Annotated in this window: 15 protein-coding genes; 1 reads left to right on the plus strand and 14 read right to left on the minus strand. The window is 64.7% G+C overall.

The genetic code is table 11. The annotated features are described in order from the left end of the window. Positions 1 to 74: 74 nt before the first annotated feature. The 12 genes from gyrA to rimP all read right to left on the minus strand — a co-directional run bounded on the left by gyrA (position 75) and on the right by rimP (position 17,805). Positions 75 to 2,729: a DNA gyrase subunit A gene (gene gyrA / locus ABIE56_RS06670; RefSeq protein WP_429243051.1), complete on the minus strand. Its 2,655-nt coding sequence runs from the start codon at positions 2,727 to 2,729 to the stop codon at positions 75 to 77. Between the two features lie 160 nt (positions 2,730 to 2,889). After that, positions 2,890 to 3,903, minus strand: coding sequence for an S-methyl-5-thioribose-1-phosphate isomerase (gene mtnA / locus ABIE56_RS06675; RefSeq protein WP_429243052.1), 1,014 nt, complete (start codon positions 3,901 to 3,903; stop codon positions 2,890 to 2,892). A gap of 124 nt (positions 3,904 to 4,027) precedes the next feature. After that, a complete protein-coding gene (locus tag ABIE56_RS06680; protein WP_429243053.1) occupies positions 4,028 to 5,095 on the minus strand; it encodes a class III poly(R)-hydroxyalkanoic acid synthase subunit PhaC in 1,068 nt (355 codons plus the stop codon). After that, complete coding sequence (locus ABIE56_RS06685; RefSeq protein ID WP_429243054.1) at positions 5,092 to 6,066, minus strand: poly(R)-hydroxyalkanoic acid synthase subunit PhaE; 975 nt, start codon at positions 6,064 to 6,066, stop codon at positions 5,092 to 5,094. Before ABIE56_RS06685 ends, ABIE56_RS06680 begins: the two co-directional genes overlap by 4 nt. A 42-nt stretch (positions 6,067 to 6,108) precedes the next feature. Beyond that, a complete protein-coding gene (locus ABIE56_RS06690) occupies positions 6,109 to 8,481 on the minus strand; it encodes a glycoside hydrolase family 3 N-terminal domain-containing protein (RefSeq protein WP_429243055.1) in 2,373 nt (790 codons plus the stop codon). Positions 8,482 to 8,631: 150 nt separating this feature from the next. Next, a complete protein-coding gene (gene pnp / locus ABIE56_RS06695; protein ID WP_429243056.1) occupies positions 8,632 to 10,737 on the minus strand; it encodes a polyribonucleotide nucleotidyltransferase in 2,106 nt (701 codons plus the stop codon). Between the two features lie 30 nt (positions 10,738 to 10,767). After that, positions 10,768 to 11,037 (minus strand): 30S ribosomal protein S15, encoded by a 270-nt coding sequence (gene rpsO / locus ABIE56_RS06700; RefSeq protein ID WP_139983545.1) that lies wholly within the window; start codon positions 11,035 to 11,037, stop codon positions 10,768 to 10,770. Between the two features lie 143 nt (positions 11,038 to 11,180). Further along, complete coding sequence (gene truB, locus ABIE56_RS06705; RefSeq protein WP_429243057.1) at positions 11,181 to 12,098, minus strand: tRNA pseudouridine(55) synthase TruB; 918 nt, start codon at positions 12,096 to 12,098, stop codon at positions 11,181 to 11,183. Between the two features lie 112 nt (positions 12,099 to 12,210). Then, complete coding sequence (gene rbfA / locus ABIE56_RS06710) at positions 12,211 to 12,582, minus strand: 30S ribosome-binding factor RbfA (RefSeq protein WP_429243058.1); 372 nt, start codon at positions 12,580 to 12,582, stop codon at positions 12,211 to 12,213. Between the two features lie 60 nt (positions 12,583 to 12,642). Further along, positions 12,643 to 15,582: a translation initiation factor IF-2 gene (gene infB / locus ABIE56_RS06715; RefSeq protein ID WP_429243059.1), complete on the minus strand. Its 2,940-nt coding sequence runs from the start codon at positions 15,580 to 15,582 to the stop codon at positions 12,643 to 12,645. A 130-nt stretch (positions 15,583 to 15,712) separates the two neighbouring features. Further along, positions 15,713 to 17,221: a transcription termination factor NusA gene (gene nusA, locus ABIE56_RS06720; protein ID WP_429243060.1), complete on the minus strand. Its 1,509-nt coding sequence runs from the start codon at positions 17,219 to 17,221 to the stop codon at positions 15,713 to 15,715. A gap of 44 nt (positions 17,222 to 17,265) precedes the next feature. Continuing rightward, positions 17,266 to 17,805, minus strand: a complete 540-nt coding sequence (gene rimP / locus ABIE56_RS06725; RefSeq protein WP_429243187.1) for a ribosome maturation factor RimP — start codon at positions 17,803 to 17,805, stop codon at positions 17,266 to 17,268. Between the two features lie 381 nt (positions 17,806 to 18,186). Here rimP and ABIE56_RS06730 point away from each other — a divergent pair, with 381 nt between their 5' ends. Then, positions 18,187 to 19,395, plus strand: coding sequence for a GGDEF domain-containing protein (locus ABIE56_RS06730; RefSeq protein ID WP_429243061.1), 1,209 nt, complete (start codon positions 18,187 to 18,189; stop codon positions 19,393 to 19,395). A 16-nt stretch (positions 19,396 to 19,411) separates the two neighbouring features. On the opposite strand, the gene ABIE56_RS06735 is transcribed toward ABIE56_RS06730, so the two are convergent. After that, complete coding sequence (locus ABIE56_RS06735) at positions 19,412 to 20,188, minus strand: prolyl oligopeptidase family serine peptidase (RefSeq protein WP_429243062.1); 777 nt, start codon at positions 20,186 to 20,188, stop codon at positions 19,412 to 19,414. Positions 20,189 to 20,220: 32 nt separating this feature from the next. Continuing rightward, complete coding sequence (locus ABIE56_RS06740) at positions 20,221 to 20,640, minus strand: GFA family protein (protein ID WP_429243063.1); 420 nt, start codon at positions 20,638 to 20,640, stop codon at positions 20,221 to 20,223. Between the last annotated feature and the right edge of the window lie 35 nt (positions 20,641 to 20,675).

Here is a 20,675-nt window from a genome sequence, read left to right on the forward strand (position 1 = left end):
CTCCAGCGTGCCGCACCCCACGCGCCGCCGCTGATCGCGCGCAAAAAAAACCCGCCTTTCGGCGGGTTCTTTTGTTACTCGCTTTCGCCATCCACCGGGCCGGATTCGACCGGCGGCAGGTCGGCGGCGGCTTCGCCGGCCGGCGAATCGCCGTTGGGCGCCTCACCATTCGGGATGTCACCCTCGCCTTCCACCTCGGTCTCTTCCTCGGCTTCCAGGCGGACGATACCGATGAGGGTCTCGTCCTTCGGCAGCTTGATCAGCGTCACGCCCTGCGTGTTGCGGCCGACCTGGGCCACTTCCGAGACGCGGGTGCGCACCAGGGTGCCCTGATCGGAGATCAGCATGAGCTGCTGGGTCTCGGTGACCTGCGTGGCGGCAACCAGGTTGCCGTTACGCTCGGAGCACTGGATGCCGATAACGCCCTGCGTACCACGCCCCTTCTTCGGGAAGTCCTCAAGCACGGTGCGCTTGCCGAAGCCACGCGCGGTGGCGGTGAGGATATCGCCATCACCGTGCGCCACGATCAACGACACGACCGTCGCATCATCGGCGAGCAGCATGCCGCGCACGCCGGTGGCCGTACGGCCCATCGAGCGCACCTTGTTTTCGTCGAAGCGCACGACCTTGCCGTTCGAAGCGAACAACAGCACGTCGCTTTCGCCGTTGGTCATGGCCACATCGACCAGCGCATCGCCCTCATCGAGGTTGATCGCGGCCTTGCCCTTCTGCAGCTGGAACGCGAACTCGGTGAGCGGCGTCTTCTTCACGGTGCCCTTGCGGGTGGCAAAGAACACGAAGCAGTTCGGGTCGTACTCGCGGATCGGCAGGACAGCCTGGACCTTCTCACCCTCACCCAGCGGCAGCAGGTTCACGATCGGCTTGCCACGGGCGCCCGGGCCCGCTTCCGGCATCTGGTACACCTTCAGCCAGTACACGCGGCCGGTGCTGGTGAACGTGAGCAGCGTGTCGTGGGTGTTCACCACCCACAGCTGCTGCACCACATCCTCGTCCTTCAGTGCGGACGCGGAACGGCCCTTGCCGCCACGCTTCTGCGCGCGGTACAGGCTGGCCGCCTGGCGCTTGATGTAGCCGGTGTGCGAGAGCGTGACGACCACGTCTTCCGGCGCGATCAGGTCGAGGACGTTCAGGTCTTCCTGAGAATGCTGGATCTCGGTGCGGCGGTTGTCGCCGTAATCCGTACGGATCTGCTCCAGTTCACCACGGATGACTTCGAGCAGGCGCGTCGGGTTTTCCAGGATCTCGATGAGGCCACGGATGGTCTCAAGGATTTCGCGGTACTCGTCGCTCAGCTTTTCCTGTTCCAGCCCGGTCAGGCGGTGCAGGCGCATCTGCAGGATTTCGGTGGCCTGTGCTTCGGACAGCTGGTAGCCGTCATCACGCAGGCCATCGCGCGGATCCATGTCTTCCGGACGCGAGGCTTCGGCACCCGAGGCGGAAAGCAGCGCCTTGACCAGACCCGGCTCCCAGCGGCGCGCGACCATGCGCTCGCGCGCTTCGGCCGACGACGACGAGGTACGGATCAGCTCGATCATCTCATCGATGTTGGCGAGCGCGACCGTAAGGCCTTCGAGGATGTGGGCACGCGAGCGCGCCTTGCGCAGTTCGAAAATGGTGCGGCGGGTGACGACTTCGCGGCGGTGGCGGATGAACGCTTCAAGGATCTCCTTGAGGTTCAGCAGCTTCGGCTGGCCATCGAGCAGCGCGACCATGTTGATACCGAAGGTGACCTGCAGCTGGGTCTGCTGGAACAGGTTGTTCAGCACCACATCGGCCATGGCATCGCGGCGGATCTCGATGACCACGCGCATGCCGTCCTTATCGGACTCGTCGCGCAGCTCGCTGATGCCCTCGAGCTTCTTTTCCTTCACCAGCTCGGCGATCTTTTCGATCAGGCGCGCCTTGTTCACCTGGTACGGCAGCTCGTGGACCAGGATGGTCTCGCGGCCGTTGGACTCTGTTTCGATCTCGGTGCGCGCGCGCACCAGGATACGGCCACGGCCCGTGCGGTACGCCTCGACGATGCCTGACGAGCCGTTGATGATGCCCGCCGTCGGGAAATCCGGACCAGGGATATGGGTCATCAGATCATCGACGCCCAGCGAGGGCTCTTCGATGAGCGCCAGCGTGGCGTTGATGACCTCGGTCATGTTGTGCGGCGGGATATTGGTGGCCATGCCCACCGCGATGCCCGCCGAACCGTTGACGAGCAGGTTCGGCACGCGGGTCGGCAGGACCAGCGGCTCGCTTTCGCTTTCGTCGTAGTTCGGCCCGAAATCGACGGTTTCCTTGTCGATATCGGCGAGCAGCTCATGGGTGAGCTTGGCCATGCGCACTTCGGTGTATCGCATGGCGGCAGCGTTGTCGCCATCCACCGAACCGAAGTTACCCTGGCCATCGACCAGCATGTAGCGCAGCGAGAACGGCTGCGCCAGGCGGACGATGGCATCGTAAACCGAGGCATCGCCGTGCGGATGGTATTTACCGATCACGTCACCGACGACGCGGGCGGACTTCTTGTAGGCCTTGTTCCACGAGTTGCCGAGCTCGTTCATGGCGAACAGCACGCGTCGATGAACCGGCTTGAGGCCGTCGCGCACATCGGGCAGTGCACGCCCGACAATGACGCTCATCGCGTAGTCGAGATAGCTTTGGCGCATCTCGTCTTCGATGTTGACGCGGATGACTTCTTTGGCGAGTTCTGCCATCAATCGGCTTCCTGGGTGTCCGTATGAGTGCCCCCGCCGACCGTGGAGTTTGCCCTTGGGGCACCACAGTCGGCTCAACCCGTCGATGATAACACAACGGGTGTCGAAATGACAGCTAAAAAAGCTGTAAATTCAATGGGTTACATGGGTGTTTTGGCGGTCACGGAAACATGATCCGCATCTGCTCTTCGTCGGGCTTCAGGATGACGCCGCGCTCGGTCACGATGGCGTCGATCAGCTCGGCCGGGGTGACATCGAAAACGGGGTTCCAGGCCTCGGCACCCTCGATGACGGTGCGGGTACCGCTGACCGAAAGCAGCTCGGTGGCATCGCGCAGTTCGATCTCGATATCGTCGCCACTGGCGGTGGCCATATCGACCGTGGTGGACGGCGCGACGACCATGAACTTCACGCCGTGATGGCGCGCGGCGATCGCAAGCTGGTACGTGCCGATCTTGTTGGCGGTATCGCCGTTGGCGGCAATGCGATCGGCGCCGACGATCACCCACTTCACCTTGCCGTCCTTCATGAGGTGCGACGCGGCGGAATCGGCGATGAGCTTGGCGGGGATGCCATCGCGGACGAGCTCCCACATGGTGAGGCGCGCACCCTGCTGCCAGGGGCGGGTCTCACCGGCGAACACCTGCTCGATGCGCCCCGCCTCCACGCCCGCGCGGATCACGCCCAGTGCCGTGCCGTAGCCTGCGGTCGCGAGCGAGCCCGTGTTGCAATGGGTCATGACCTGCGAACCCGGCTCGATCAGCGCGGCGCCCAGCTCGCCCATGTGGCGGTTCGCGGCGAGATCTTCATCCTGGATAGCCTGCGCCTCGGCCTCCAGCGCAGCCGCATCGGCACCTGCATCGACCCGCGACTTCATGCGATCGAGCGCCCACATCAGGTTCACCGCTGTGGGCCGCGCCGCGCGCAGCGTGGCCATGGCCGTGGGCAAGTCTTCACCCTTCTGCGCTGCCAGCACCACACCCCATGCCGCCGCGATACCAATAGCCGGTGCGCCGCGCACGGCAAGGTCACGAATGGCCCGCGTGACATCACCGGAGTCCGCGCAATCGAACCAGAGTTCCTCGGCCGGCAGGCGGCGCTGGTCGAGCAGGTGGAGCCGGTCGCCGAGCCACTGGACGGCGCGAATGGTGTCGTGGGAGGTGTGCGTGTTCATCGGCGGATTATCGCACGGCGAAGGTCAACCAGCCGCTGTAGGAGCGCGCTTGCGCGCGATGGGCCTTGCCCCGGTTCAGGCCCTGTCGCAAGCGCCATCGCGCGCAAGCGCGCTCCTGCAAGGGCTAGCGCTTGGCGAGCCACTCGTGGATGGCCGGGGGCACGAGCTTCTGCGCACGACCTGATACGTAAATGCCGATGTGGCCACCCGGGAACGGGAGCGCGGTGTAGTCCTTGCTGCCCACGGCATCTTTCAACGGAATGGAAGCTGCGGGTGGTACGAGGTGATCCTGCTCGGCGTAGATATTCAGCACAGGCTGGGTAATCGTACCCAGATCGATCGTCCGATCACCGATCGTGGCCTGGCCCTTGATCAGCAGGTTCTGCTGGAAGAAATCGCGGGCGAACTGGCGGAACGTTTCGCCGGCCTGGTCGGGTGAATCGAAGATCCACTTTTCCATGCGCAGGAAGTTTTCCACTTCCCTGGGGTTATCGAGGATATCCACCATCGCCACGTACTTCTGCTGATTGAGCCGCAACGGCTTCAGCGTGAGGTAGGCGAAGTTCATCAGGTCGGCCGGAATGTTGCCGATCGTATCGACGAACAGATCGATATCCACGTTACGCGCCCAATGCGAGAGCATGTTGTCGGGCGTGTGGAAATCCACCGGCGTGACCATGGTGACCAGGTTCTTGACCTTGTCGCCGTGCAACGCGGCGTAGCACAGCGAAAACACGCCGCCCTGGCAGATGCCCAGCAGGTTGATGGCATCGAGCTGGTGGCGCTGGCGGATCACATCGACGCAGCGATCAAGGTAACCGTCGATGTAATCCTCGAGGGTGAGCCAGCGATCGGCGCCATCGGGATAGCCCCAGTCGATGAGGTACAGATCCTCGCCCTGCTCAAGCAGGTTGCGCACCATGGAGCGGTCTTCCTGCAGGTCGACCATCCACGGGGTGTTGACCAGCGCATAGCAGATCAGCAGCGGGACTTTTGCCGTCGGTTTCCTGGTGCCCTTGAAGTGCCACAGGGTGAGCTTGTCTTCGGTGTATACCGCCTCGCGCGGCGTGGTACCCAGCTCGATGGGGCCGACATTTTTCAGCGTTTCCATGCCGGCTTCCACCTTGCGGCGGAACGCTTCGACTTCCTCGCGGGCGCGCTCGGGGTCGATGTGGAAAGGGGTGGCGCTCATCGGGTACGGGCCTTGGGCGTGGCCTTTTTGGCGGTAGCCTTCTTTGCGGTAGTCTTTTTGGCGCCGGGTTTCGATGTTGCACGCAGGGCGGTGACTTCGGCGCGCAGCGCTTCCACTTCGGCTTTCAGGCCCTGCATATGGCGCAGTTCGCGGCGCACGGCCTGCAGGCGTTCACCGAGGCTATCGACCTCGCGACGGGTCGGCAGGCCGGCTTGGATGGCGATGCGCTCAACCTGCCGCTGCTGGAGCACCTTGAGCTGCATCTGCGCGTTGACCAGCGCGGCGTACACCTCGCGAAACTCGTCCGACATGGCCGCTTCGGCGTAGCTCTCTTCGGAGAAGTTTACCCAGCGGTCGTACACGGCACGCAGGCTATCGGCATCGGCCGGCATGCCCTGGGCGCGCAGGGTTTCGCCAGCGCGATCCTGCACCCGCTGCAATAGCGACTGGTAGCGGGCGTACTGCTGGGCGTAATCGATCCACGCGCGCAACAGGGCCTGCTGCTCTTCCTGCTGTTCACGATTGAGGCCGAGGCCCGGCATCGACAAGGCCTCACGCGCGACGCGCGCCCATTCATCGAAGCCATCCGTGCCCGGCTGGGCGCCTGGTGGCGGCCCGTAGCCGAACGGCGGCATGCCGGGGCCCCCGCCCGGATAGCCAAAGGGTGGCATGCCAGCGCCAGCCGCTGCGCCTGCACCGGGCGCCCCGTAAGGCGGCATGCCCACGCCTGGCGCCTGCTGCCCGAACGGCGGCGTGCCGTGCATGAAGGGCGACGCTGGAGGCTCGCCCGAGGTGAATGCCCGCATCCAGTCGCCAAAGCCACCCAGGCCGGCGAACAGGCGGCCCACGATATCGGCCGAGGGCGCCTCGGCGTGCTCGGCCTTCGGGTCGAACTGCCTGGCCCAGGCCTCGACGCCCTGGCGGACGAAGGCCTGGTACTGGTCGATGAAGTCGGTCGGTTTATCTGCCATGGGCCTATGGTACGGCACCGGGCAACCGGCCGCGCCCTGCCGTCAGGGCGTGATCGTGAACGAAGCCTGCTGGTCCGCGGTGGAACTACCACCCACCCACACGGTGTATTGCGTCGGCTCGACCACCTGCTGGCTGTGGGCATTCCAGAACGAGAGCTCCGGGAAGCCAAGCTGGAACGTCACGCGCTTTGACTCGCCCGGCTGCAATGCGACGCGCTGAAAGCCCTGCAGGCTACGCACGGGCTGCTCGACGCTGGCACCGAGATTGCGCACGTAAAGCTGCACCACTTCCGTGCCGGCCCGCTGGCCGGTGTTCTTTACCGTCGCGGTAACGGAAACGAGGCGGGTGGCGCCGGCATGGTTTGCTTCCGCCACAGGTATTTTCGCCCGGGAGACCTGGACATCGCTGTAGCCGAAAGCCGTGTACGAAAGGCCATGGCCGAACGGATACAGCGCATCGTTGGCGACATCGATGTAGCGCGAGATGAATGCCGTATCGTGGCCGGGCGGCTTCGTAAGGTCCGCATCGCCCGGCGGACGCCCCGTCGGAAACTGGTTGTAGTACAGCGGCTCCTGGCCGACGGCGCGGGGGAAGCTCATGGTGAGCTTGCCGCTGGGTGCCACATCGCCGAACAGAACGTTGGCCACGGCATTGCCGGCTTCGGTACCCGGGAACCATACGGCCATGATCGCAGGGACGTGCTTATCCGCCCAGTCGAGGACGAGCGGGCGCCCGGAGAAGACGAGCAGCACCACCGGCTTGCCGGTTGCAACGACGCGTTCGAGCAACGCCTGCTGGTTACCGGGCAGGTCCAGGTGTGCGCGCGAACCTGCTTCGCCACTCATGCGCGACGATTCGCCGAGCGCCATCACCACGACGTCGGCCTGCGCCGCAGCCTTCAGCGCTTCATCAAAGCCGGATTCCGACTCGGTTTCCACATCCGTGCCGTGCGCGTAAAGCAGTTCGCCACCCTGCGCCTTCATCCGCGCAGCCAGCCCACGACGCAGCGTCACCACATCCGGCACGTGCTGCGCGCCACCCCAGGCACCTTGCATCTCGCTGGCATCGTCAGCCAGCGGGCCGATCAACGCGAGTTTCTTTACGCCAGGCGAGAGCGGCAGCACAGCCGGCTCGGCCTGGCCGCCATTCTTCAACAGGACAAAGGATTCTTCGGCTGCGCGACGCACGAGCGGCCGGTGCGCATCCACGGCCGCCGTCACCTCGGAGCTCGCGGAGTACGGGCGTTCGAAGAGGCCCAGCGCGAACTTCACCCGAAGAACGCGACGCACCGCCTCATCCACGGTGGCGATCGAAAGCTTGCCTTCTTTCAGCAACGCCGGGACCTGGGTGTCGTAGTAGTGGCTCATCATGTCCACTTCCACGCCAGCCAACAGTGCCTTCTGCGTCGCGGTGGCGGCATCCAGCGCGATGCCATGGTGGGTCAGCTCCATGACCGCCGTGAAGTCGCTCACGACGAAGCCATCGAAGCCCCATTCCTTCCGCAGGATATCCGTCATGAGGTATGAGTTCGCCGTGGCGGGCACGCCGTTGAGCGCGTTGAACGAACTCATCATGGTCGCGGCACCCTGTTCCACCGCCGCCTTGTACGGCGGCAGGTACACCTGGCGCAGGCGCACATCGGACATATCGGTGGTGTTGTATTCGCGCCCGGCTTCCGCCGCGCCATAGGCAGCAAAATGCTTCACGGAAGCGGCCACGCTATCCGCTGCCGCGAGATCCTTGCCCTGGTAGCCGCGGATGTAAGCCCGCGCGATCGCCGCGCCCAGATAGGGATCCTCGCCCGCACCCTCGGTTGAGCGACCCCAGCGTGCATCGCGCGAGATATCGACCATGGGTGAGTAGAACCACTTCACGCCTGCTGTCGTAGCCTCCTGCGCGGACATGTGCGACAGATCCTGCACGAGCTGCGGATCCCACGTGGCGGAAAGGCCCAGCGGCACGGGGTAGATCGTGCGATAGCCGTGGATGATGTCAGCGCCGAACAGGAGCGGAATGCCAAGACGGCTCTTCAGCGCAGCTTCCTGGAATACTTTCGTTCGTGCGGCGCCAGTTACATTGAGCATGGAGCCGAGCTCACCCTTGCGCGCCAGCGCGAGCGCATCGACATGTGCCTGGGTTTCCGGATTCAGTGCGATGGCAGTGTCGCCTGCCTTCGTGTCCGCGCCGCCACTGGCACCGTATTGCACGAGCTGGCCGATCTTTTCTGCCAGGGTCATGCGTGCCAGCAGCTCGTTGACGCGCTTCTCGATCGCGGGCGACACCAGCTCCGGGTTCGACGGCTGGACGGCGGGCAAGGTCGGCGCGACCACGTCCGCCGAACCGGCAGCGGCTGAGAACGCAAGGGCAACAGAACCGGCAAGCACCAGTGGGCGCAGGCGAAGGGGAACGCTCATGACATCTCCAAAAAACGCGCCCGTGGGGACGGGCATCGGATCCGAGACTGCCAGTGAAACGTTTACATCGCTAGGTGACGGGCGGCATATACGCCCATAAAAAAACCGGCCCCTTGCGGGACCGGTTTTTTAGTCACTGCGTGCGATGAATCAGCCCGCGGCGTTTTCTTCTTCGGTCACGGCCTTCATCGAAAGGCGGATACGGCCCTGCTTGTCGACTTCCAGGACCTTCACCTTGACGATGTCGCCTTCCTTCAGCTTGTCGGAGACCTTCTCGACGCGCTCGCTGGAGATCTGCGAGACGTGCACGAGGCCGTCCTTGCCCGGCATGATGGTGACGAATGCGCCGAAGTCCATCAGCTTAGCGACCTTGCCTTCGTAGATACGGCCCGGCTCAACGTCCGAAACGATCTGTTCGATGCGCTTGCGCGCAGCTTCGGCGGCTTCACGGTTGACCGAGGCGATCACGACGTTACCGTCGTCCGTGATGTCGATGGTGGTACCGGTCTCTTCGGTGATCGAGCGGATGGTGGCGCCGCCCTTGCCGATGACTTCGCGGATCTTGTCCGGGTGGATCTTGATCGTGAGCAGGCGCGGGGCGAACTCGCTCATTTCCGAGCGAGCTTCCGTGATGCACTTGGCCATTTCGCCGAGGATGTGCAGGCGGCCACGCTTGGCCTGGGCCAGTGCCGTACGCATGATCTCTTCGGTGATGCCGTCGACCTTGATGTCCATCTGCAGCGCGGAGACGCCATCGGCGGTACCGGCCACCTTGAAGTCCATGTCGCCGAGGTGGTCTTCGTCACCCAGGATGTCGGAGAGCACGACGAAGTCGTTGCCTTCCTTCACCAGGCCCATGGCGATACCCGCCACCGGCGCCTTGAGCGGCACGCCAGCGTCCATCATGGCCAGCGAGGAGCCGCAGACCGAAGCCATGGACGAGGAACCGTTCGACTCGGTGATTTCCGACACGACGCGAACGACGTACGGGAACTCTTCGATGGTCGGCTTGACGGCCTGCACACCACGCTTGGCGAGGCGGCCGTGGCCGACTTCGCGACGCTTCGGGCTGCCCACGCGACCGGTTTCGCCCACCGAGAACGGAGGGAAGTTGTAGTGGAACAGGAACGTGTCCTTCCACTCGCCTTCCGGCGCATCGATGATCTGCGAGTCACGGGTGGTGCCGAGCGTGGCAACGACCAGCGCCTGGGTTTCACCGCGGGTGAACAGCGCCGAGCCGTGCGTGCGCGGCAGGACGCCGACGCGGACGGTGATCGGGCGGACGTCATCGAGCTGACGGCCGTCGATGCGGACCTTCGTGCTGAGCACGCCGTCGCGCAGGGTGCGGTACTCGACTTCGCCAAACGCGGCGCCGATGTCGCCATCGGTCCAGCCGTTGGCTTCGGCATCGGCAGCGATGGCCGTCTTCACGTCGCTCTTCAGCGCGCTGATGACGTCACGGCGAGCCAGCTTGTCGCGGATCTGGAAAGCTTCGGCGAAACGGTTGCCGACGGCGGCCTTGACCGCGTCATACAGCGCCGTCTTGGCAGCCGGGGCTTCCCACTTGAACGCCTTCGCGCCGGCTTCGGCAACGAACGCGTTGATCGTGTCGATCGCGACCTGCATCTGCTGGTGGCCGAACACGACCGAACCGAGCATCACGTCTTCGCTGAGCAGCTTGGCTTCCGACTCGACCATCATCACGGCGCTGGAGGTACCGGCCACGACGAGGTCGAGGTCCGAGGTCTTCAGCTGCGAAGCGGTCGGGTTGAGGATGTACTGGCCGTTGGCGTAGCCGACGCGCGCCGCACCGATCGGGCCCTTGAAGGGCACGCCGGCGAGCGACATGGCAGCCGAGGCACCGATCAGCGCCGGGATATCACCGTCGACTTCCGGGTTCAGCGAGACGACCTGGGCAATGACCTGGATCTCGTTGCGGAACTCTTCCGGGAACAGCGGACGAAGCGGGCGATCGATGAGGCGCGAAGTCAGCGTCTCCTTCTCGGTCGGACGGCCTTCGCGCTTGAAGAAGCCACCCGGAATGCGACCCGCGGAGTAGAACTTCTCCATGTAGTCGACCGTGAGGGGGAAGAAGTCCTGGCCTTCGCGGGCCTTCGGGGCAGCGACAACGGTCACCAGGACGACAGTGCCGCCCATGCTGACCATGACCGCACCGGACGCCTGGCGGGCGATTTCGCCCGTCTCCAGCGTGACTTCGTGACTACCGTACTGGAATGACTTGGTTACTTTCGCCACTTCGTTGTCTCCTCGTCCTGTTCCGGTGATTTAGCGGCGCAGGCCGAGGCGTTCGATAAGGGTCTGGTAGCGAGCGAGGTCGCTCTTCTTGAGGTAGGCCAGCAGCGTCTTGCGCTTGTTGACCATCTTCAGCAGACCGCGACGCGAGTGGTGGTCCTGCTTGTGCGCCTGGAAGTGATCCTGCAGCGCGGTGATGTTCGCGGACAGCAGCGCGACCTGAACTTCGGTCGAGCCGGTGTCGTTATCCTTGCGACCGTAGTCCTTGATGATCTGGCTGGTCTGTTCGACGGTGAGCGACATGTGTATCGATTCCTTAAAAAAGCGGATGCGAGACTTGCGCAACCTCAACGGCCACCGATGAAGTTGCGCAAGCCTCGCTTTGATGAAAGCTATTAAACGAGCACGTAATTGTAACGTCCTGCGCGTAGCGGCAACAAGCCCGGTCAGGGCGGCGGCAGGTTGAAGCCCCTGAGAACCTTCAGGATGCCGTCTTCGGCGATGTCTCCCAGTGCCATGAGGCGGCCATCAGCCCCCCAAACGCCGCAACGGCCGGGAACTGCCGCGGCGCCCAGCGGCACCGGCTGACCAAAGCCGAGCACGCGGGTCTGCTCGGGATCGAGTTCCACCCGGGGAATATGAGCGAGCCCGGCATCGACAGGCAGCAGGCAAGCCTCGAGCGGGTCGGGGCCCGTTTCGGCCGCTTCCCTCAGCTCATCCAGCGTGACCATGGCCGGCGCCATGAACGGCTCCACCCAAAGCCGGCGCAACCCGGTGAGGTGGGCGCCGCAGCCAAGGTTGGCGCCCAGGTCCACGGCCAGGCTGCGGACATAGGTGCCCGAGCCGCATTCGACATGCAGGCGAAGCGTATCCCCTGCCCGCTCGATCACCTCCAGCCGGTAGACGTCGACCTCGCGCGATGGCACGTCGACGACCTCGCCGCGGCGGGCACGGACATAAAGCGGTACGCCATCCTGCTTGATCGCGGAGTACGCCGGGGGCACCTGGGTGATCCGGCCACGCAAGGGCGCCAGCGCGGATTCGACCAGGGCATCGTCCAACGCCGGCACCGGCAGCGTGTCGACGATCTCACCCTCGAGATCGGCCGTGGTGGTCGTGGCGCCCAGCTTCACCTCGGCCTCGTACGCCTTGCGCGAACCAAGCAGCCAGCCCGCGATCTTGGTGGCTTCACCAAAGCAAAGCGGCAGCAAGCCGGTGGCCAGCGGGTCGAGGCTACCTGTGTGGCCACCCTTGGCGGCGCCCACGAGGCGCCGCGCCGTCTGTAGCGCCTGGTTGGAGCTCAGGCCCAGCGGCTTGTCGAGCAGGAGGATGCCGTGGATGTCACGGAAGGAACGACGATTCATAGATGAATAAGTAGGCGCAGGAGCGTGCTTGCACGCGATCGATGACGCGGCAGAGGTTGACCCTTGCTGCACCACCCATCGCGCGCAAGCGCGCTCCTACAGGGCATGCGGTTTATTCGTTTGGCTCTTCAGCCGGCGGAACCGGGTTTTCGCGCAGCAGCGTTTCGATACGCTCGGCGCGGTCGACCGACTCGTCGTACTTGAAGCGCAGCTCGGGTACGCGGCGCAGGCGCATGGTCTTGGAAAGCTCGCGGCGGAATTCCTTCGCCAGCTCTTTGAGGGCCTTTACCGCCTCGGCCGACTTTTCCGGCATCAGCGCGGTGACCCACACCGTGGCCACATCGAGATCCTTGGTGGTCTCCACATCGGAAACGCTGACTGACGGCAGGGCATGTTCACGCACGGCGGCATGCACCAGCAGGCCGATTTCGCGGCGCAGCTCGGCGGAGACGCGGTCGGTACGTTTGAAATCACGGGACGGCATATCCGCCTCCTATAAACGAGAAAAGCCTCCCCGGCGAACCGGGGAGGCAGGACCTTCCTGTTACAGCGTGCGGGCGACTTCGATGCGCTCGAAGCACTCGATCTGGTCGCCGACCTTCACGTCGTTGTACTGCTTCACCGCGATACCGCACTCGGTGCCGTTGCGGACTTCGTCCACCAGCTCCTTGAAGCGGCGCAGCGATTCCAGTTCGCCCTGGAACACCACGACGTTGTCGCGCAGGACGCGGATCGGCTTGGAACGCTTGACGATGCCTTCGATGACCATGCAACCGGCCACCGCGCCGAACTTCGACGAACGGAACACATCGCGGACCTGGGCCACGCCGATGATCTCTTCGCGCACTTCCATGCCGAGGAGGCCGGACGCCGCCTGCTTCACCTGGTCGATCACGTCGTAAATGATCGAGAAGTAACGGACATCGAGGCCCGCGGTATCGATCACCTTGCGCGCCGAGGCATCGGCACGGACGTTGAAGCCGATGACCAGCGCCTTGGAGGCAGCGGCCAACTGGGCTTCGGACTCGGTGATGCCGCCCACGCCGGAAGCGATGACGTTCACCTTGACCCGCTCGTTGCCGATCTGGGTCAGCGAATCGCGCAGTGCTTCGACCGAACCCTGCACATCGGCCTTCACCAGGATGTTCAGGGTCTGCTGGCCTTCACCCTGGCTCATCTGAGCCATGATGTCTTCCAGACGGTTCGACTTGGTCACCAGGCGGGTTTCGCGACGCTTCTGCTGACGCTCGGCGGCCACCTGGCGAGCCAGGCGCTCATCCGCGACGCAGACGAAGTCGTCACCCGATTCCGGCACGCCGGAAAGGCCCAGCACCTGCACGGGGATGGACGGGCCGGCTTCGTTGACCTGCTTGCCGGTTTCGTCGATCAGCGCGCGCATGCGGCCGTATTCGACGCCGCAGACCACGAAATCGCCCTTCTTCAACGTGCCCTGCTGGACCAGCACGGTAGCCACCGGGCCGCGGCCGCGGTCCAGGCTGGATTCGATCACGACACCCGAGGCAAGGCCATCGGCCACAGCCTTGAGTTCCATGACTTCGGCCTGGATCGAGATCGCATCGAGCAGGTCATCGATACCCATGCCCGTCTTCGCGGACACCGGCACGAACGGCGTATCGCCACCCCACTCTTCCGGGATGACCTCGAGGTTGCCGAGGCCTTGCTTGACGTGGTCCACGTTGGTGTCGGACTTGTCCATCTTGGTCAGCGCGACGATCAGCGGCACCTTGGCGGCACGCGCGTGCTTAACGGCTTCCACCGTCTGCGGCATGACGCCGTCATCGCCGGCCACGACCAGCACCACGATATCCGTGGACTGCGCACCGCGGGCACGCATGGCGGTGAACGCCGCATGGCCCGGGGTATCGAGGAACGTGATGACGCCACGGCTGGTTTCGACGTGGTACGCGCCAATGTGCTGGGTGATGCCACCGGCCTCGCCCGAAGCGACCTTGGTGCGGCGGATGTAATCCAGCAGCGAGGTCTTGCCGTGGTCGACGTGGCCCATGATGGTGACAACCGGCGGACGCGTGACCTTGTCGCCCTCGAGCTCCGCCGCGCTGGTGTGCGAGGCAAGCGCCGCTTCGGCGTCGTTATCGGTAACACGAACCGGATTGTGGCCGAGTTCTTCGATGACCAGCGATGCGGTATCGAAATCGATGGTCTGGTTGATGGTCGCCATGACGCCCATCTTGAACAGCGCCTTCACGACTTCGGCGCCCTTCACGGCCATCTTCTGCGCGAGGTCGGCGATGATGTTGTTATCACCCACCACCACGTCGCGAACGACAGCCGCCGTCGGGCGGGTGAAGCCGTGCGGACCGCTGGATGCCGCGGAGCCACGCTGCGGCTCGGAACGGCCACCCTTGCCCGGCTTGCCACGACCACCCTTACCGCTGGAACGGCGGGCGCGGTCGGCATCGGACAGGTGCATTTCGCCGGCGGCGAAACGCTTGCCACCCGCTTCGCGATCGCCACCGCGACCGCTGCCCGCACCTGCACCGCCACCACCGTGCTTCGGACGCGCGTTACCGCGCGTATCGTTGGCTGCGGCGACAGCGCCAGGCGCCGGGCGAGCGCCCGCGCCTGCCGGTGAGGCCGGGCGGGCAGCAGGCGCAGCCGGACGGGCCGCAACTGGCGCAGGAGCCGGCGCGGGGGCCGGTGCCGGCGGCGGCGTCGGCTTGGAAACAATGCGCTCACGCTTACGCGGCTCGTGGATGCGCGGCAGGATCATGCCGAGCGAGCGCGTATCGAGCTTGGCCGTCTGGTGGCCGGGCTGGTCGTCGCCCGCGGCAGCCGGCGTGGCGTCCGTGGGCGCCGGAGCGGCGGCCGTTGCCTCGGCGGCAGCGACCGGCGGTTCAACAGCCGACGCGGCGGCGACACGCGACGCTTCCTCGGCGCGCGCACGCTCGGCGGCAGCCGCGGCTTCCGCCTGGCGGCGCGCCTCGATGGCGGCCTCTTCCTGGCGACGCGCTTCGGCTTCCGCTTCACGGCGCTCGGCTTCAGCCTGGGCGCGCAGCTCAGCTTCCTCGCGGCGCTGGGCTTCTTCGTGCTCACGCTGGGCCTGCGATTCGGCCAGCTTTTGAGCCGCCTCGTCGCGCTCGTTATCCACCGGTGCCTCATCGGCGATGGCGCTGCGCTTCACGTAGGTGCGCTTGGCGCGCACTTCCACGTTCACCGTCTTCGCCGGGCCAGCCCCGCGGCCGGAGCCGCCGCTGACCTTCAGCTCACCGACGGTTCGGCGCTTCAGGGTGATCTGGCGCGGCGCGCTGTCGTCCGCTTCGGGAGCGGGTTCGTTCTTGCCGTGCGTACGGCGCAGGAAGCCGAGCAGCTTCACCTTTTCAGTGCTGCTGATGACCTGCTCCGCGTTGGAGAAATTCATTCCGGCCTCGCCAAGCTGCGAAAGCAGCTTGTCGACCGGCATACCCAGTACCTGGGCGAGTTGTTTAATCGTGACGTCCGACATCGTTCATTATTCTCCGCCGTTCCCGCGCGTTACCCGTGCCATTGATGCGATCTCAGGCTGCCTCCGTCCCTGGCGGGAAGCCTCGTGGCTTCCCTCGGGGCGCCCCTCCGGGGCGCTTCCGGTGCCGCGCTTAGCCGCCCTTCTCCAGTCGGGCGATCATCGGAGCGCGCGCAGCCATGATCAGCTGCTTGGCGCGATCCTCGGTCATACCTTCAATATCGATGAGCTCGTCGACGGCCAGGTCGCCCAGGTCATCCAGCGTCCGCACGTTGCGCTCGACGAGCGCATAGGCGGTGGCCTCATCCATGCCTTCCAGGTCGAGCAGGTCCTGGTCCGGCCCTTCAACGTTTTCTTCGACGGCCAGCGCTTCGGTAAGCAGCGCATCGCGGGCGCGGGCGCGGAGCTCTTCGACGATGTCTTCGTCAAAGCCTTCGACGGCGAGCAGTTCGGCGCTGGGCACGTAGGCGATTTCCTCGATGGAGGAGAAGCCTTCCGCGACCAGGATGCCGGCGATTTCTTCGTCGACCTCGAGCTTGTCCTGGAACAGCGCCAGGGCGGCGGCCTGCTCGGCCTCGCTCTTGGCAGTGACCTGGTCCTGGGTCATGACATTGAGCTGCCAGCCGGTGAGCTTGCTGGCAAGGCGCACGTTCTGGCCACCGCGGCCGATAGCCTGGGACAGCTTGTCCTCGGCGACCGCGATATCCATGGAGTGCTTTTCCTCATCCATGATGATGGACTGCACTTCGGCCGGCGCCATGGCGTTGATGACGTACTGCGCCTGGTTGTCGTGCCACAGGATGATATCGACGCGCTCGCCATTGAGCTCATTCGAAACGGCCTGGACGCGCGAACCGCGCATGCCGATGCACGCGCCGATGGGATCGGTGCGCGTATCGTGGGCCACCACGGCGATCTTGGCGCGGTCGCCCGGATCGCGGGCGCAGCCCTTGATCTCGACCAGGCCCTGGCCGACTTCGGGCACCTCGAGCTTGAACAGCTCCATCATGAATTCCGGTGCGCTGCGCGAAACGAACAGCTGCGGACCGCGGATTTCCGACTTCACTTCGTACAGGTAGCCACGGACGCGATCGCCCACGCGGTGCGATTCGCGCGGAATCGTCTTGTCGCGCGGGATGAAGGCCTCGGCGTTGCTGCCCAGGTCGAGGTAGACATTGCCGCGCTCGACGCGCTTGACGATGCCGGTGACGAGTTCGCCCACCCGATCGACGAAGGCATCGACCACCTGCTGGCGCTCGGCCTCGCGGACGCGCTGCACGATGACCTGCTTGGCAGCCTGCGCGGCGATACGGCCGAACTCGGCGTTCTCGATCTGGTGCTCGACCCAGCCACCCACTTCGGGCGTTTCATCCTCGCCCGCTTCATCCTCGGCATCCATCATGCGGATCTGGTAAGACGGATCTTCCATCTCGCCATCGTCAGCGATGATTTCCCAGCGACGGAACGTCTCGTAATCACCCGTGTCGCGGTCGATCTCGACGCGGATATCCGGGTCCTCTTCGGGGTAGCGCTTCTTGGCGGCCGAGGCGAGCGCCGCTTCCATGGCTTCAAAAATGACTTCGCGCGGCACGCCCTTTTCGTTGGCGACCGCGTCGACTACCAGCAAAAGTTCTTTGCTCATTGCCGCTACTCCCATGAGGATGCCCCGCGGCATCCCGTCGTCGTTTATTTGGATTTCTTCTTTGCGCCCGGAGCCGGCTTCGGCTGTGGTGCATAGCCGAGGGCCACCCAATCAGGCACCACGCGGGCGCTTTCAACGTCCGCGTGCTCGAATTCGAACTTGCCGGCCTCGCCTTCCAGGACAATGTGCTCGCCGTTTACTTCAACGACGTTGCCCTTGAGCCGGCGGCGGCCCTCGATCGGGGCCTTCAGCAGCACCTTCACTTCCTGGCCGATCAGGCGCGCGAACTGCGCGGCGCTGAAAATCGGCCGGTCGATGCCGGGCGAGGAGACCTCAAGTACATAGTTGCCGGGGATCGGATCTTCAACATCCAGCCAGGCCGAGAACTCGCGGCTGGCCGATTCGCAATCGTCCACGGTGACTTCCGGCGATTCGCGGCCTTCGCGCAGCTCTTCCGGTACATCCAGATAGACGCGCAAGGTGCTCTGCCCGCCACCGGCAGGGGAAAATTCGATGCCCAGGACCTCGAGGCCGAGGTCGGCAACAATCTCCGAAAAGCGTTGTGTTAGTGCGTTGGTGTCCACGTTACCTACGGTTTTCTGGTCGCCAGAAACAAAAAAAGGCCCCGAACGGCCCATTCCTTTCGTCGCCGATGTATCCCGACACTTTCCTCCACAGCGCCTGCGAGAAGCCTTGATGGCGCTCACGAGTGTCGCGGGACGCGCTCCCTGCGCCCAACAAAAAAGCCTCACGAGGAGGCTTTCTTGTAAAAAGAAAGGTCCTGAAGCGACGGCGGCCAGCGACACACGATCGATGGTTAACGGCGCTTAAGATTCAGCAATTCTAGCGCAAATCGACGGCTTCGCGCAAGTTCACCCCCACCCGTGAAACGGATGTAACGCCGCGCCACCCCGCGCGTTATTGGCCCTAGAATGAGCCATGGCCGATCGGGGGAATTCGGACGGATGGATGGGGTAACCGGGCTGGACGTCCACACGCTAGGCATTATCGGCCTGGCCGTGGGCATTGCCATTGCGCTGAGTTTCTCGCTGATGAGCCTTGTGCTCCGCGGCATGGCGGCGCTGCACGTGTGGGCCGCGGCTTTCTGGCTGCTCACCTTTGCCGGCCTGGCCCAGGGATACGACGAGAACGGTAGTTTTCTTTCAGCCATTATCGGTAGCGTACTGATTGCGCTGGCAAATGCGGCCATGCTGATCGGCATAGCCATGCACCTTGGGCACCCCTTGCGATGGCGCGGGCCGGCCCTGGTCATTGTCCTGTTTCTGTTGATCCAGGTCGGTTTCATGGTGTGGCCGCCCAGCCAGCCACTGGAAAGCGCCGTATTCGGCCTGAAAAGCATCTTCTGGGATGGCTGGATGGTGTTCTTCCTGCTGCGGGCACCGCGCGAGCTCAAGGCCGGCAGCCTGTTTACCGCCCTGGTCTTCGTGATCGATGCCCTGTTCTACGTCGCTCGCGGGCTCGTCTCGCTCCACCCTGAGATGGAATCCCCCGAACTGGCGTCGCTCCTGACGACCTCCAACTACCTGTTCGGGATCCTCTGTACGTTCCTGTTGAGCACCGGCTTCACCCTGATGCTCTCCCAGCGGCTGGTCCACGACCTGCGGGTGGCCGCCAACGTGGATGGGCTTACCGGCCTGCTTAACCGTACCGCCCTGCTCAAGGCCGCCGCGCCCGTGCTCCAGGCCAACCGCGAGCACACCCACGCGGTGCTGTTGTTCGACCTGGACCATTTCAAGGCGATCAACGATCGCTGGGGCCACGCCGGCGGCGATGCCGTGCTCCAGCACTTCACCCGCACCCTGCGTGAGGGCGGCATCCCCGCTCGCGCCCTGCTTTCGCGCTACGGCGGCGAGGAGTTCCTGCTGCTTGCCCCCTGCACCAGCGCGAACGTGGCCGTGACCCTGGCCGAGTCGCTGCGGGCGCTGGTCGAGCGCTCGCCCGCGCATTACGCGGGTGAACCGATCATGTTCACCACGAGCGTGGGCGTCGCCACCGGCACCGGCACCCACATCCAGCGCCTGATCGACACGGCGGACGCCGCGCTCTATCAGGCCAAGCGCACCGGCCGCGACCGGGTAGAGGCCATGGTTTCCGATCCGTCGGCAGGTGACCGCGTCAACGAGGCTACTTCCGCCGCCAGCGCGCTGACCTGACGTTCAAGCCGAGCGCCTAACGACGCCCGGGGTGGTAGAAAGCCCACAAGCCTGGCGTGGCATAGGCCTTCTGCCATGCGCCGTGGCCCACGCCCGGGTATTCCGTGTAGCGCACGGGCGAGCCGGTGGATTTGAGCGCGGCGTACATGCCCCGGGACTGTTCCGGGGAGACGGCCGTATCGTCAGCACCGTGGAATATCTGGATCGGTGTCCCTCGCACCCTGCGCGCGACCCAGGTGAAAACAGCCTCAGCCCCATCCTGGACCGGGGCACCCCAAATGCCGCTGCTCAGCGCGCCGTCCCAGGTCGACGAAACGCCGCCACACACGATGACCACGCTCGCGAATTCGCCAGGGTGTTCGGCCGCCAGTTTCCACGCGCCGTAACCGCCATCAGATAGACCGGTGAGGTAGACCTGCTTCGGGTCAGCGTGAAACTCGGTGACCGATAACCGCAGGATGGCCAGGGCCGCTGCCGATACGGTGTTGTTGTTCCAGCTCGCGCCACTGCGCGCCTGGGGCATGACGACGACCGCGGGGAAATCCGGGTGCTCGAGCAACCAGGGCGGCAGCCCCTGGCTCAGCTGCTTTTGATTGTCGTCGCCCCGTTCGCCACTGCCGTGCAGGAACAGAACGATCGGCGGATGGGTGGACGCATCGAGCCCAGCCGGTACGAACACCTGGTACCGGTAATCCACACCCTCCACTTTCGCGGCGCGTTCTTCAAAATGGCCGGAGGCGGCCGATGCGGATGTCGTGGCAATAACAAGCAGCAGTCCGGTCAATCGCTTCATAGGTCACGTCCTTGAGGGGGGGCGAGATGTCATCACATGCCCACGAAAGCGACGTTGCCGATCCAGTTCTTCGTCCGGCGCGCCAGTCGTGCGTCCTCAGCCTCGCCATCGAAATCCACGGACACCGGATCCGACAGTGCGCCACCGTTGTCGAACGTACGCGTATTGACCACGGCATAGAGGCGGCCGTCAATTTCGCTCGTGCACACGGGCACCACACCACAGCTGGCGCACACTTGGAAATCGGCGGTCTGCGTACCGAAACGGTGTCGGGAGACGCGGGAGCCATCGACGATGTGGACGTGCAATGCCGCCTGTGGATTCGCGGTCCACGTCGCGCCGTGCTTCTGGCAGAACGTACAACCACAAGCCCGCTGTGCAACCGGAACACCCTCCGGCCAATCCAGGTCAAACGCGATGTTGCCGCAGTGGCAGGCGCCATGGATCCGCATCGAACACTCCTTCTCGGGCTACGCGCCATGGTAGC

It is taken from the genome of Luteibacter sp. 621 (genome assembly GCF_050435445.1).
In the GTDB taxonomy this organism is placed as follows: domain Bacteria; phylum Pseudomonadota; class Gammaproteobacteria; order Xanthomonadales; family Rhodanobacteraceae; genus Luteibacter.

Bases quoted from the DNA above. Each gene is read 5' to 3' on its own strand.
- gyrA (WP_429243051.1), bottom strand. From the start codon at position 2,729: ATGGCAGAACTCGCCAAAGAAGTCATCCGCGTCAACATCGAAGACGAG.
- mtnA (WP_429243052.1), bottom strand. From the start codon at position 3,903: ATGAACACGCACACCTCCCACGACACCATTCGCGCCGTCCAGTGGCTC.
- ABIE56_RS06680 (WP_429243053.1), bottom strand. From the start codon at position 5,095: ATGAGCGCCACCCCTTTCCACATCGACCCCGAGCGCGCCCGCGAGGAA.
- ABIE56_RS06685 (WP_429243054.1), bottom strand. From the start codon at position 6,066: ATGGCAGATAAACCGACCGACTTCATCGACCAGTACCAGGCCTTCGTC.
- ABIE56_RS06690 (WP_429243055.1), bottom strand. From the start codon at position 8,481: ATGAGCGTTCCCCTTCGCCTGCGCCCACTGGTGCTTGCCGGTTCTGTT.
- rpsO (WP_139983545.1), bottom strand. From the start codon at position 11,037: ATGTCGCTCACCGTCGAACAGACCAGCCAGATCATCAAGGACTACGGT.
- truB (WP_429243057.1), bottom strand. From the start codon at position 12,098: ATGAATCGTCGTTCCTTCCGTGACATCCACGGCATCCTCCTGCTCGAC.
- rbfA (WP_429243058.1), bottom strand. From the start codon at position 12,582: ATGCCGTCCCGTGATTTCAAACGTACCGACCGCGTCTCCGCCGAGCTG.
- infB (WP_429243059.1), bottom strand. From the start codon at position 15,582: ATGTCGGACGTCACGATTAAACAACTCGCCCAGGTACTGGGTATGCCG.
- nusA (WP_429243060.1), bottom strand. From the start codon at position 17,221: ATGAGCAAAGAACTTTTGCTGGTAGTCGACGCGGTCGCCAACGAAAAG.
- ABIE56_RS06730 (WP_429243061.1), top strand. From the start codon at position 18,187: ATGGATGGGGTAACCGGGCTGGACGTCCACACGCTAGGCATTATCGGC.
- ABIE56_RS06735 (WP_429243062.1), bottom strand. From the start codon at position 20,188: ATGAAGCGATTGACCGGACTGCTGCTTGTTATTGCCACGACATCCGCA.
- ABIE56_RS06740 (WP_429243063.1), bottom strand. From the start codon at position 20,640: ATGCGGATCCATGGCGCCTGCCACTGCGGCAACATCGCGTTTGACCTG.